A 12,959-nucleotide genomic window follows, 5' to 3' on the forward strand; every position below is an offset into this window, starting at 1 on the left:
TCACTGCCCTTCCCGCGAAGCTTTTTTATCATCCAGTTGCTGTTGTTGCTGTTGTTGCTGTTGTTGCTGTTGTTGCTGCTGTTGCTGCTGTTGCTCAAGTGCCTGTGTATTGGCGTTCGAACCTCCATGAGGCCTATTTAATACTACCCGTTTTCGCGTTTCTGCAAACATCTTACCGGGATTCATTATGTTGTCCGGATCAAATGCCAGCTTCAAGCGCTTCATAATATCAATGCCGGAAGCCCCGACCTTCCATTCGAGATATGGCGCTTTAACCAAACCGACACCGTGCTCTCCGGTTATCGTGCCTCCCAGGCTCAGTGCAACCTCGAATATTTCATCAAAAGCTTGCTCGACCCTGTGCAGCTCCTCCGGGTTCCTAGCATCAGTCATTGCCGTTGGATGCAGGTTGCCGTCGCCGGCATGTCCGAAGGTGCAGATTTGAACATCGAATTTAGCCGCTACTCGTTGAACCTCCTGTACCATCTCGGCTAGCTTCGATCTCGGTACAGTGGCATCCTCCAGAATGGTCGTCGGCCGCAGCCTCGACAAGGCGGCCAGTGCGCTGCGCCTTGCCTCCATAACTTTCGCGCCTTCCTCTGGCGTAGCTGCCACCTTTACTTCAATTGCCCCCTCACGGCGGCAAATTTCCTCAATAAGCAGCAAATCCCGCTCCACGATTGTCTCATCACCATCCTGCTCGATGGCTAATACAGCTTCTGCATCAACGGGCAGACCGATTCTCGCAAAATCCTCAACCACACGAATCGTAGCTTTATCCATAAACTCAAGCGTGCACGGCGTAATCCGATTAGCAATAATTTGCGATACAGAGAGTGCAGCCGCAGAAAGATCGCTATAAATAGCAAGCATCGACCTGCGAAATACCGGCTTTGGCACCAGCTTAACCGTTGCCTCTGTCAATATTGCCAATGTCCCCCCGGAGCCTACAAGCAATTTGGTCAAATCATACCCGGCTACATCCTTTACAAGCTTCCCTCCGGTTCTGAGAATGTCTCCATTAGCCAACACCGCTTCAAGGCCAATCACGTAATCCTTCGTCGTTCCATACTTAAGCCCACGAAGCCCGCCCGCTCCAAGCGCAATATTCCCGCCCATCGTACATATAATCATGCTGCCAGGATCCGGCGGATAAAAGAGCCCTGTTTGCTCCACTGCCGTATGGAATTGCTTAGTATTCAGCCCCGTCTGAAATGTCGCGGTCAAGTTATCTTGATCGATTTCCAGCAGACGATTCATCCGTGTCATTACAATAACGAGTCCGCCCAGCACGGGAACGACACCCGCACAAAGATTACTGCCGGCCCCACGTCCTATCACCGGGATTTTGTACTCAGCACATATCTTCATGATACCGGACACTTCCTCAGTCGAAGCAGGAAACACAACCCCATCCGGCATCGATTGATACAGCGGCGTAGCGTCATAGCTATAGGAAACCAAAGTTTCCGTATCATCCTTAAACCATTTATCGCCGACAATCGCTTGCATACGTTCACGAACATTTTGTGGCAGCACTTGGATTTATCCCCTTTCATAAGTTCCGAATTGTAAATGATAACCGATTCAGCTATAATTTAGATCAGGTCATCTGATGACTTTATTATAAAAGTGTATTTTGCTATCTGTCAATCCATAACATAATACTGCTGAAGGAAGTGATTGATGTGATAATTCGAAAAGCCTATGAAATTGCTGCTGAGGCGATTCTTGAACGAATTCAACAAAACGAGTGGCCGATAGGGACACGCCTCCCCTCAGTTGAACAGCTGGCTGTTTTATTAAATGTAGGCAGGTCGACGATCCGCGAGGCACTAACGTCATTAAAGGCTCATGGTTGGGTCGACGTGAGACATGGCGGCGGTACCTTTGTATTAAAAGACAAGCAGCCTGAACTGCTATGGCAAGCGCCTGAAATTTCGGATATCCAACAGCTTCGTGCGTGGCTTGAATTAAGATTTATGCTGGAAACAGAAAGTGCCGGCTTGGCAGCTATCCGCAGAAATGAATCCGACCTGCAAGAGCTGCACCATATTATCGATGAAATGATCACACTGCAGGATGAGGATTTATTGGAAAAGTCCGATATCCGTTTTCACATAGCTGTAGCCACAGCCGCTCAGAATCATCTGCTTGTGAGTACACTCCAGTCCTTATTCCAATCGATGGGATCTGTGATGCGCGAGAGCCGCAGGCTGTGGTTGTTTGCCGAGCAAACCGAGGCTGCACGTTTGTCTGAGGAACACCGGCAAATTGTCGATGCTATCCAAACCGGCGATGCTGGTTTAGCCAAAGAACGAATGGCCTCTCATCTTCATAAAGTCGAACAGGTGCTGCACAAGCTGCAGGCAGTCCAGCAATAATTTTATTCTCACAACAAAAAATAGACCGGCAGCAGCCTGAAGTAGGCCGCACCAGTCTATTCACTTTTAAAATTTCGCGTGTTCATTAAGTCTTCTCAAGCATCTTAACGAAACGATAGCCCGTTATCTCATATCCCAGCTCTTGATAAAAAAGGTGAGCCTCTTCCTTACGTCCGAAGCCGCTTATTAGGTAGGTTCCTTTGCAGCCCAGCTCCAGCGCTAATTGCTCAGCGAACTTCATCAAGCTTCTCCCAATTCCCGATCGCTTGGACAAGGCATCCACCACAATGATGCAAATTTCTCCATAACGGCTAACCTCGCGGATATTTTCACGCACACGAAAAACCAATGTTCCCAGAACAAGTCCTTCTTGTTCATAAATATAGATCGTGTCACTGTCGCTTTGTTCCGTCATTCTCAGCCGATCCCTCATATCATCATAGGAAATGCCCTCTCCGCCTAGTTGAAGCATGAGCTTGCACAGCATGGGAATATCCTCGTCAACCGCCTTGCGGATGTAGGGCCCCTCATCTGTAGCCCTGCTTATAGCGCTGTATTCTTCCATGTATGCCCGCCTCCCGGTATGTATTGACCATTAACCATCTACCCGTTGGTTGCTTGAAGCTCCGGTGAATGCTCCGGCTGGTTATCGATCCGGCTTCCATCCTCCAATCGAATCCAGGTATCAAACCCGGCTTGACCTTGATTTAATCGGATGACACGCGCTCCCCTTTGCATCGTTTCTTTCCCATATGTGTTGAATCCTGTCGCTCTTCCGTAACACAGCCTGATCCCATGCCACTGTCCGTGATAATCATTGATATGATCATGACCCGTAAATGTCCCCATCACATTCCCTTTTTCCAGCATCGCCGTAAAAAATCCCGAATTCACCTTCGGACTTCCAACTCCTTCTTCCTTCACGCCAAAGCAGGTTTCCTTATTCCACATTTCCTCGTATTCAGGTACAGGAATATGAAAAAATGCAAGCGATGGGACAGGCTGTCCTCCATTCCACTGTGCGAAAGCATCCGCTTGCCTCGCAAACCATTCAATTTGATCACGATGAATCCAATCGTAGCCCTTAAGTAGAGGTGCGGCATAATCGCCTGAATCAAGAGCATATAAAATAACCTCCGGCTTGCCTTCACCATTCAAGATCGGGATCGTATAATTTCCAATTCCATGCAATTCCTCAGGACCAGCTTCCGATAAGCAGGTAGGATGCTCAAGCTGTACCTGCAACAGCTCCGATTTCGTTGTTCCATACTCGGCATCATGATTGCCAAATACAGCAGCCCATGGAAGTCGTCTTCCGCTTACAATCGAGACAGCATCATGAAAGGATTGTTTGGGATTACGGCAATGCTCGCTTTCAATCGTATCCCCGGTAAAAAATACAAGGTCGGGCTGTTCCAAATCCAGCACCGTCTGCATTAACTTAGCTGTCCTTTGATCAGGTTCCTCCCCATTTTTCCAATGCAGATCCGTAAATTGCACGATTGTAAATGTTCCTTCCGGACGAAAGTTCAGCGAAGTGCCTGGTCTCATTGAAGCTCCCCCTTTTTTCCAATTCATGCTTTTAATTTACCAGATGATTGTGTACTGTAGCTAATACAATTTTATCGTGCACCCATAAGTCAAACTGATGAGAAATTTGAGAGATAGCCCGCAGCAATAAAAATCCCCCGATCGCCCCTTGTTACAGGTACGGTCGAGGGAATAAAATGAGAGGCTAATTAGTATAATCATCGATGATGCTGCAGCCTTGCATGAAACGAACCGGCTTGCCAGGCGGCTGAAGCGGTGATAACGGATAAAACGTGTTTCCTTCGCATTCGTCGCAGGTGCTTTTATGACACTCCGACTGTTCCTCCAGCAGAGTACCGCACTGCGTACATCGTTTTGAAGCATACAATTCAAAAGGATTCATCGGTTCAACGGCCAACGTTCAACACTCCTTTAGTAGTATGATCTGTTACAATAACAGTTTTGATAATTATGATTTTATTATATAACAGTTAATCGATAAATGCGAGCGCTACCAATAAATTTTTCCAATTAATCTTTGAGTTTTATTCCATACAAAAAACCTGGCTGAAAGCCAGGTCTTTATTTAAATCCTGTATCTTTATGTATGAAGATTGAATAGATTCACCCCTTCGCAATTACCCAAATTGTTTGACATTTGGTAATACAATCATAATCTTAGTACCCTTATCCAACTCACTTTCAATCTGCATAGTTCCTTTGTGAGCTTCAATAATTTTTTGGCATACCATAATCCCGAGACCTGTTCCGGTTTCCTTTGTCGTAAAAAAAGGTTCCCCAAGCCTGGAAAGTATTTCTTGCGGAATTCCAGTACCATAATCGATAAATTGAATACCTATACTCTCTTCCGTGCAGGACATCAGAATGTCTATGTTTCCCCCATTAGGCATCGCTTCTATAGCATTTTTAAGAATATTTATAAATACTTGCTTCAGTTGATCTTGATTGCATATACAAGTGACATTTTCTTTGAGATTATACTTGATCTCTACCTTATTCATAATTGCTTGCATTTCCATGAATTGGATTACGTCATCAATAATTTTATACAGATCATGCTGTTGAAGCTCTACGTTTTGCGGCTTGGCGATGACCATAAACTCACTGACGATTTGGTTAATTCGCTCCAGCTCCACCTGCATGAGATCGATGTAGGCGTCATTTCTTTTTCCTGCTTTGAGCAGCTGGGTAAACCCTTTTAAGGTGGTAAGAGGATTTCTGATTTCATGGGCTACACCTGCCGCTAATTGTCCAACAATTGAAAGCTTTTCAGAGCGAATAATCATTTCTTCGGTCCGCTTTCGTTCGGTAATGTCTCTGAATACGGATTGAATTAACGGCACGCTCAAATGCTTGTATACATAAATGGAGCTTCCTTCGGTCTCGACGACTTCATTATTTAAAGTAATTAGCTTAGCTTCAACCAAGCTCAACTGAGAGTCGGTTTCCTTTACAAGCCGCATTCTTTCTCTAAAATCATCATGATAATCCGGATGGAAGAAGCTTAACAAAGACTTTCCAATCAATTCCTCGCGACTTTCAGCACCTAAGAGCCTAACTGCTGCATCATTAGCGTAAACGATCATTTCTCCATCGTGCGCAACTGTCGGTTCGGGAGATAGTTTCAATAGCATTTGATATCTGCGGTCACTTTCACGAAGTGTTTCCTCTGCTATTTTACGGTCTCTAATATCGTGGCACAGAAATTGCACCGCTTTTTTGTCTGAATACATAATCGGTACGCCTCGGGCTTCTATATCCAGGAAACTGCCATCACGCCGAACCATCCTTAGTTCAATCGTATTAGAGGGACTGCTCTCTGTTATCAACTGCTTTATCACCGCGGAAAAAGAATCTATCGAGTCTGAATGAACAAATTGCTCGACTGATTTTCCTATAAGTTCGTTAGCATCGGTAGCTGCAAGCAGGCTAACTGCGGCTCCATTTACAAACAAGATGCTGCAGTCCTCGCCATAAACAATAATTGGAGCAGGAGACAGCTCAACCAATTGTCTGAAACGTTCCTCACTTTCTTGCAATGCTATCTCCGTTTGTTTTCGTTCTGTTATATCCACACAGGAACCGATAACTTCTACTACGACACCATCCTGAATAATCGGCCTTAAAGAACTAATATAAGTAATCCCATTAAAGCTTGCTTCATAGTTCACATTCTCCATTTCATTGATCGCACGTTGGTAGTGGGCAAATAAGTTTTCTGACCCACTGCCTCCTAATATGTCCCATAATTCTTTACCAATAACCTGTTCAGGTCTTAATCCAAATCTGTACAGAAGTTCTCCGTCACATAAGGTTAATATGTATTGATTATTTATTTTTTTATATTTAAAGATGAGACCCTGCTGCTCTCGTATAGCCGTGGCCAGCTCTTCCTGCGCCTGGCGCAAATTTTGTTCTATCATTTTTCTTTGTGTAATATCCCTCTCTACTCCAACAAAACCGATGATGTTTCCAGCCGAATCCTTTAATGCCGATACCGTCACACTTACCGGAAAGATGCTGCCGTCTTTTCTGAGCTTGTAGGTTTCGAAGTCGCAAACCATTTGTCCGCTTGATACTTTTGCATGTATTTGCTTAGCTTCCTCCATCAAAAAGTCCGGCACCATAGGCATAATCTTACCTATTAGCTCCTCCAGCATCCACCCGTGCAATTTCTCAAATGCCTCATTCACATGAATAACCAAACCTTGTCTATCAACAATCACAATTCCGTCGGTCGTATGCTGGGCAAAGAAATCGAGAAGGTTTTGGACCGATTGCATTTCTTTATCCGTTCTGGTTTGAGCGACAGCGTCCTTAAACATCATAAGCTGCGCGGACTCCCCATGAAAAATCGTAGGCAATCGAGTCGCTTCCACATCAACGATAACTTGTTTATTTTGAATGAGTGAACGTTCTACTGCATAGAAAGGCATATCTGCTATTTTTTGCTCAGCAAATAGTTCAGAAATGAATTTTCCTGTATATTCCTCCGGACTGAAGCCTTCCATCATACGGACGAAAGCAGCATTCACATATAACACAATACTTCCATCATGGACCATAGTCGGCACGGCAGAGCCATCCAAAAGATTGCGGTTACATAACTCATAACCCGAGAGCATTTTACTCTTTCTTAATGTCTCTCTAACTTTTGGCAAGTTAATTCCTTTTCCTTTGATCCTCATATATGTCTATCACCTATACAGTATAGTATTTTTTATATTTTCTTTACTATACTACAATAAATAGCAGATATTCATTATGTTTTTTTCCAAACTTCAGCAAACGCCATTAGAAAAACAATTCCTTAATGAGAACTAATATCACTAAATGGGCCGGATAAAATGACAACCACAACCAACGTGGAACTGAAATCCTAATATCCAGCTTCGTTCCAAGCGTTAACCAAGCGGTAGATATGAGGCTGAAATGCTGATACAAAACTCCTTCACTCCACCAGTAATATATATTTAGTAAGAAATGGAGGGGTATGGACAAATTCGCAGAAACATAACGGTATATAAAAATGAGCAATAGAGCATAAATGCCATAATCGGCCGGAATCCAAATCAGCGTTGCTGCCGAAGCGCATAGAACTAATGTTTTCCCTATTTTATAAGAAATTCGATCAAGCAAATATAATGTCAAAATACAAACGAAAAAAGTCCCAATGACATTGATCTTCCATACATTAAAAGCCATAATAAACGGAATTTCTGATAGAAGGGCCAGCAGCCCTAATCGACGGATATAACCTTTAACATCCCCAGAATGCAGATATCCTTGAACAATTCCAAAGGCATAGAGCGGGAATGATATTCTGCCAATAACACGCAATCCCCATTGCTCCGGAAAAAATACAAACCCTATATGGTCAATTAGCATCGTCAGCATCGCCACAATTTGTAGAAGCTCCCGCTGCATGCCTAACGGCTTGATATTTAGTAAGGGTCTCTCCCATCCATTTGCATTTGCGGTCACAGCACCTGCTCCTCTGCGCATTTTTTAACAAATTCGTTGCGTTTTGTCAAAAAGCTGAGCATATATCGCTTGAGGAAAATAGCGTCCGCAGCCCTGCCGATAATGCCAAAAGGGGATGTATAATTAAAAGTATCGATCATCAAAGTTCCGTTATCTTGAGAAATAAATAGATGTTCATGCCAGAAGCGCTGAAAAGCCCCGCTAACCAACTCATCGACAAACCTGTGCGGTGAATCAAACTCAGTAATTTTTGCAGTCAACCTTTGTTTAATTCCAAAATGGACCGCTTCCCAGGTGACGGTTTCATTTAATTCTATGAGTCCGCTCAATCTTCCGGCGATAGCTTTCTCTTGAGTTTGGGACGCTGATTTCATATGTATATCTATACTTCTTGCTAAATCAAAACAAACTTGCACAGGAGCTTGAATGTGGACAGCCATTTTAATCACAGGCATAAGGTTTCTCCCAAGGATCAAATATTAAGTAATATCATGTTTCATTAGGTTTATTCTATCATGCAGAGTAAAGTCAGCAAAGTTTCATTGCGAGTATTCCAAGCGGAGTAGGGGCTAACAAATACTCTTTGCTAAGCACATTATAATTTACCGTGCATTTTATATAGAGAGTCTAAACGGAAATGGGGTGATCGAAATGGCTAGTGTAAAAGCTGTTCGTCAACCTGACTTAGTATTGATCAATTGGACAAGAAACCCTCTGGTTCCTGGATCTGCACGCAGAATTACTGCTGCTCGTATTATTGGCAATGCACAACCTTGCAGATTTACTTTGGTAAGGAATGGGTTGCTTATCAATGCCTTAAACTGCTTATTAGACCATGACATTGGCTTTAGAGTGGTATTCCAGAAAAAAACTTCAAGCATAAGCGGTTATATGTTGTTGCAACGTAATTGATAATTGGGCTGCTAGGGGGCAGCAAAAAGGCTGCTCCTTTTGGGGCTCAGAACGGAAATCTGGGGCTCGATCGACCTGCAGCGCCACAACGAGCACTCGGGGGTTCGGGGGTTCGGGGGTTCGGGCGCTTGAGCGCTTAACGAAGCCATTCGATTGCGTATCCGTTCCGTGCACAGCTCTGCTCAAGCACAATACGAAACCTTAAGAACAGCGCACACAGCTTATTGGATTCGAAGCCATCGCCTTTTCCCAAAAGCCTGCATTTTTACATCCTTTTAGTCTTATATCGATGCTTTTCTTGAATTGATGCAAAAGTGCATTTATTTTCTCATTCTCAGCTGAGCTGGAACGATTTCTATGAAAATGGATGTACTTTCGCAGGTATTTTCTCTGAACAGCAATTTCGACAGAAAAATAACTGCACTTTCGCAGCATTTTGTGTGGGCTGATGGTAGGAGGAGAGGCAAACATTGATTTTGAGGTTGCGCTCAATTTGTTCCTTTTTCTTACGTGGCTCTGCATCACCACTGACTTCAACGATACTGGTTCAATTAAGCTGCGAACTCAAGTAATAAGCACATTCTGAGTTAACACAACGGCTTCTCTTTGGCAGTCACGTACGGCTATTACCAGGAATCAGCTACTTCCATAACGTAGTTTTTTAATCATCCCTACCGCTCCTGCACTGCAACTATGGATCCTAAAAATTGAAGCAAAGTGCTACCAAATAAACTTGTGAGACGATAGGACTTACGGTTGGCGTATTTTTAAGCTAATAATTATCTGTTTTTAAGGCTGCGTTAATCTGAGGCGGTTAATCTTAAGACACATCCTAGATCACTATTCACATATAGTAAATCGGACTTACAGCTTAAAACGTTGTAGGTCTGATTTCCATTTTTGGTTTTTTTCGTCTTGGGCCATTTTCATACATACTCATGTTGATTCAGATTAGCACCACGTCAGCTCGACAACTGCTTGTGAACGACCTTTTACATTTAGTTTTTGCATGACGTACGTGATGTGGTTTGAAATACAATTGTAAATAAAAAGCACTCCAAATCAATGGGTTGGAAGTTGATTTAATGGGTCTTGAGTAACAAAATACTCAAGGTGTTCGTAAGTGTTATTTTAAAAGAAAAATGTGGAGGATTACCCCTGATGAATAAGTATCAAAAATTAACTAACCATCTAAATAATCAACTTAAAACGGATAATGAGAGCTTGAGTATTCATTTTTGGAGCACAGATCATTTCCTTGAAAGGATGGACCCTGCACAGGCTGAGGATTGGAAAGAACAGTTTATTATGAATATTGTCCAAATGGAAAGAGGTGAAAGTTAAATCCATGCTCCCTTATGTCCTTCCGTATTCAAACTTGTTCGCCGCTTTTTATCCTAAGCACAAACTTGCTCACATGATTAAATTCTGTGCCTGCACAATAAAACCCAACTCGATCAATCGCCTTATGCAACCTTTCATTCTCTTCCCGTAACCGCCTAATTTGCTCCGCATAAGCAGCCTTTTCTTTTTCGAATAATTCCTTTCTCAATTTCACCTATAAGGTAGCCAAGCCCTCCTCATGTTCCTCAATATTCAAAATATCATCCGTAACTAATTAAGTTAATCTGCGTATGATTTCATTGATGGAGCGTGAAAAAAATGGATAAAATCGGTTTTATTTATTATCGCTACTCTTGGTTGCTTTGTTCTGATATTGTTTAAGGTCTTTTTAAAAAGGATGATTTTTGATGTCCTCTCCGGAAAAGGGGAAGAAACACTTAGTACAAGGTTCTCTAAATATTCAGTGCTTTTATACTTTGTTATAGCTTTAGTCATAGTTTTGTACTTTTTATATTTTCGCTAGAAACGCCTATGCACGTTGAACGATTGCTTCTGCCTCATCGGGTGTCTTACCTTCATGTGCAGACTATAAGTTTCGGATAGATGCATTAGCAAGTGTGGTTCGTGTTGCAGCTCAGCCTGAGCAAATGTTGTTATAACGCAACGTTCGGTGAAGCCAGCGTATTTTGTGTAATCAGGAAACACTGTCGCAGGCATATCGCCTTCGTAACTCGCTCAATATCTATAGATCCATCCTTCTTCTTTAAACGACGAGTGGTCTAGCCACTACCAAACTTTGTATCACGTACCGCATACACCCGCTCACCCACCACGCCACATACTTCGAACGTAAGAGACTCGCAGTTCCCCTCCTGCAAACAATCGTGTTTTTATGAAACCCATTTAAGCAACCGAGTTCAAAAACGAAATATGTATGGACTTGAGAAAATGAATAATTCAGTTATTACATTTTAGAAAAAGCAAAGAACCTTCTCTGTGCGCATCCGTAAGGATCACGTAGAAAGAAGGCTGGGCGTATTGAGTGTGAAATAATATCAGATTTGTAACTCCCCAAGCTTTATCAGCTCGACAACTGCTTGTGAACGACCTTTTACATTTAGTTTTTGCATGACGTTGGATATATGGTTACGCACCGTTTTCTCGCTGATAAACAGTTGCTGTGCGATATCCTTGGTTGTTTTGTCCTGCACCAACAGTTCGAATACTTCGCGTTCACGATTGGTTAGTAAAAATTTGCTTTTTTGGTCGCTGCCCTTCAAGTGTCACCCCTCCTTGCCCGGGTTTTTGTATCATTTCAAGGTGTAGGGATACAGTCAAGTTAGTTTATGAAGGGCAGTAACTAATGGTGCAGTGATGCGGAAAAATGGGCATTTCATTAGCCTTCTCATAGTCACCTATGTCTGACAAGAGCCTCTATTCTACCTAAGCCACAGCAGTGGTTGACGAATGGCAATATTCCGGCGAACCTCCATATCCAAAGGATCAGGATCAAGACTCGTCCACAGCTCGATGAAATCCTCCTGCTCCAACGCGAGTCCGGCAAATAATAGCAAAGATACTTTAGCTGGCCATCCGTCAAAATGCTCAACATCCGGAGGATACGGCCAAGAAGCTTTATCCTTCATGTATGGGAACAGGTAGGATAGTCCTTTGGCTATCCCACGTCCGTCCGGCAGCTCATAGGTCCACAGGTTGTCCTCTGGAGTAGATAGAATATGGCATAATGTGACCATATTATCCAGCACGAAGATAGCGTAACCGTAAGGCTTCGTACGCGCAAGCTCGCGTGGAAAGCTTCCATCCTGTGCCATCTGATCAGGGAGGATCGATTCCTTATATCGCTGTCTGCAGAACGAGAGCATGTCTTCATTGCCGGTAAACCGAGCGAAGGCCGCGGCTTGAACAAACCAACAAACTCCGTGGTTGTTGTCCGCATTCATTTCCTCTATTCCATTCTCATGAGTACTCATCCAGACCAAATAATCGCTGAACCATTGCTTCAATCCCAAATAGATTTCTTTGGTCATAGAAGGCGAAGCTTGAAGGGCTTCTATGGCAGCAGGCACATCGATTAGATGCAGCGTATCGATGATACCAATGCCTCTGCCGGAGCAAATGCCGGGGATCGCTTGTGCGTACAGCAGATGCGGGTTCATCTTGGTCGCTTCATCCAGGAAAAATTCGCATAGCATCTGGATCGCTTTCTGTGCGTAAGCCTCATCCGCACTTATTACATATGCGGAAGCCAAATTTGCGACATGGGTTCTCATGCTGCGCAAAAACATACGATGGCTGTCAAAATTGCCAGGGTTGCTTTCACCATCCCGACGAATATAAGGTAGGCCATCCGATGTATCGGGGTTCGGCCACCAATAGTCACCATTGGAGTAATAGTCATGAGGTCCGCCCTCGCTTTGCGGAGCAACGGCATCTGTAATATGGATAGGACACGCTGCCAGCGATGCATCGGCATGCTTTCGAATCCATTCATCGTCAAATAGTGAAGGGCGCTTTTGCAGTGTACCCTTAATGAGTGTATTCATAATTAGATCCTTTCCCTTCAAACCATATTTAGCTGCATCTCAACAGCGCTAACTTTTCCTTTTTCCTGATAGGTTGTTTTAGCTCCACTAAAAGTATAAAGCAATGGCTGCCCGCCGAATATAGATTATCCTCAGTTGTTTTTTGCTTATCTTCATTTCTTACACCCGATTCCACACAAAAAAAAGCGCAGCCTGCCTAATAAAGTATGACAGGATGCTC

11 protein-coding genes and 1 pseudogene are annotated in these 12,959 nt (G+C 43.5%); 2 read left to right on the top strand and 10 right to left on the bottom strand.

Annotation, left to right across the window (positions count from 1 at the left end; all coding sequences use genetic code 11):
- Nucleotides 1-1,539 carry an FAD-linked oxidase C-terminal domain-containing protein gene (locus ACFQ0C_RS18740; protein ID WP_379368529.1) on the bottom strand — a complete coding sequence of 513 codons (1,539 nt, stop codon included), beginning with the start codon at nt 1,537-1,539 and terminating at the stop codon, nt 1-3.
- Between the two features lie 149 nt (nt 1,540-1,688).
- Between ACFQ0C_RS18740 and ACFQ0C_RS18745 the strand changes: the two genes are divergently transcribed.
- The gene (locus ACFQ0C_RS18745; RefSeq protein ID WP_379368530.1) at nt 1,689-2,384 is read left to right on the top strand and encodes a FadR/GntR family transcriptional regulator; all 696 of its coding nucleotides are present in this window, start codon (nt 1,689-1,691) and stop codon (nt 2,382-2,384) included.
- Nucleotides 2,385-2,469: 85 nt separating this feature from the next.
- On the opposite strand, the gene ACFQ0C_RS18750 is transcribed toward ACFQ0C_RS18745, so the two are convergent.
- The 7 genes and pseudogenes from ACFQ0C_RS18750 to ACFQ0C_RS18780 all read right to left on the bottom strand — a co-directional run.
- Nucleotides 2,470-2,949: a GNAT family N-acetyltransferase gene (locus ACFQ0C_RS18750; protein WP_379368531.1), complete on the bottom strand. Its 480-nt coding sequence runs from the start codon at nt 2,947-2,949 to the stop codon at nt 2,470-2,472.
- Nucleotides 2,950-2,987: 38 nt separating this feature from the next.
- Nucleotides 2,988-3,935: a metallophosphoesterase family protein gene (locus ACFQ0C_RS18755; RefSeq protein WP_379368532.1), complete on the bottom strand. Its 948-nt coding sequence runs from the start codon at nt 3,933-3,935 to the stop codon at nt 2,988-2,990.
- A 184-nt stretch (nt 3,936-4,119) separates the two neighbouring features.
- Nucleotides 4,120-4,332 (bottom strand): protein YhfH, encoded by a 213-nt coding sequence (gene yhfH, locus ACFQ0C_RS18760; protein WP_379368533.1) that lies wholly within the window; start codon nt 4,330-4,332, stop codon nt 4,120-4,122.
- 220 nt (nt 4,333-4,552) lie between these two features.
- Entirely contained in the window at nt 4,553-7,123 is a 2,571-nt protein-coding gene (locus tag ACFQ0C_RS18765; RefSeq protein WP_379368534.1) for a PAS domain S-box protein, read from the bottom strand.
- Nucleotides 7,124-7,229: 106 nt separating this feature from the next.
- The gene (locus ACFQ0C_RS18770; protein ID WP_379368535.1) at nt 7,230-7,919 is read right to left on the bottom strand and encodes a TraX family protein; all 690 of its coding nucleotides are present in this window, start codon (nt 7,917-7,919) and stop codon (nt 7,230-7,232) included.
- Nucleotides 7,916-8,374 carry an SRPBCC family protein gene (locus ACFQ0C_RS18775; RefSeq protein WP_379368536.1) on the bottom strand — a complete coding sequence of 153 codons (459 nt, stop codon included), beginning with the start codon at nt 8,372-8,374 and terminating at the stop codon, nt 7,916-7,918. Before ACFQ0C_RS18775 ends, ACFQ0C_RS18770 begins: the two co-directional genes overlap by 4 nt.
- Nucleotides 8,375-9,782: 1,408 nt before the next feature.
- A pseudogene (locus ACFQ0C_RS18780) lies at nt 9,783-9,887 on the bottom strand (helix-turn-helix domain-containing protein); the annotation flags it as partial.
- 105 nt (nt 9,888-9,992) lie between these two features.
- On the opposite strand from ACFQ0C_RS18780, the gene ACFQ0C_RS18785 reads away from it, so the two are divergent.
- Complete coding sequence (locus ACFQ0C_RS18785; protein ID WP_379368537.1) at nt 9,993-10,175, top strand: hypothetical protein; 183 nt, start codon at nt 9,993-9,995, stop codon at nt 10,173-10,175.
- 1,055 nt (nt 10,176-11,230) lie between these two features.
- Here the strand turns inward: ACFQ0C_RS18785 and ACFQ0C_RS18790 are convergent.
- Together ACFQ0C_RS18790 and ACFQ0C_RS18795 are read right to left on the bottom strand one after the other, a co-directional pair.
- On the bottom strand, nt 11,231-11,455 hold the full coding sequence (locus ACFQ0C_RS18790) for a helix-turn-helix domain-containing protein (protein ID WP_089200926.1): 225 nt from the start codon (nt 11,453-11,455) through the stop codon (nt 11,231-11,233).
- A gap of 159 nt (nt 11,456-11,614) precedes the next feature.
- Nucleotides 11,615-12,739: an alginate lyase family protein gene (locus ACFQ0C_RS18795; protein WP_379368538.1), complete on the bottom strand. Its 1,125-nt coding sequence runs from the start codon at nt 12,737-12,739 to the stop codon at nt 11,615-11,617.
- Between the last annotated feature and the right edge of the window lie 220 nt (nt 12,740-12,959).

It is taken from the genome of Paenibacillus sp. GCM10027630, from assembly GCF_042676305.1.
Classification (GTDB): domain Bacteria; phylum Bacillota; class Bacilli; order Paenibacillales; family NBRC-103111; genus Paenibacillus_S.

Excerpts from the sequence above, each read along its gene's own strand:
- ACFQ0C_RS18750 (WP_379368531.1), bottom strand. The coding sequence starts at position 2,949 with ATGGAAGAATACAGCGCTATAAGCAGGGCTACAGATGAGGGGCCCTAC.
- ACFQ0C_RS18755 (WP_379368532.1), bottom strand. The coding sequence starts at position 3,935 with ATGAGACCAGGCACTTCGCTGAACTTTCGTCCGGAAGGAACATTTACA.
- ACFQ0C_RS18765 (WP_379368534.1), bottom strand. The coding sequence starts at position 7,123 with ATGAGGATCAAAGGAAAAGGAATTAACTTGCCAAAAGTTAGAGAGACA.
- ACFQ0C_RS18775 (WP_379368536.1), bottom strand. The coding sequence starts at position 8,374 with ATGCCTGTGATTAAAATGGCTGTCCACATTCAAGCTCCTGTGCAAGTT.
- ACFQ0C_RS18785 (WP_379368537.1), top strand. The coding sequence starts at position 9,993 with ATGAATAAGTATCAAAAATTAACTAACCATCTAAATAATCAACTTAAA.
- ACFQ0C_RS18795 (WP_379368538.1), bottom strand. The coding sequence starts at position 12,739 with ATGAATACACTCATTAAGGGTACACTGCAAAAGCGCCCTTCACTATTT.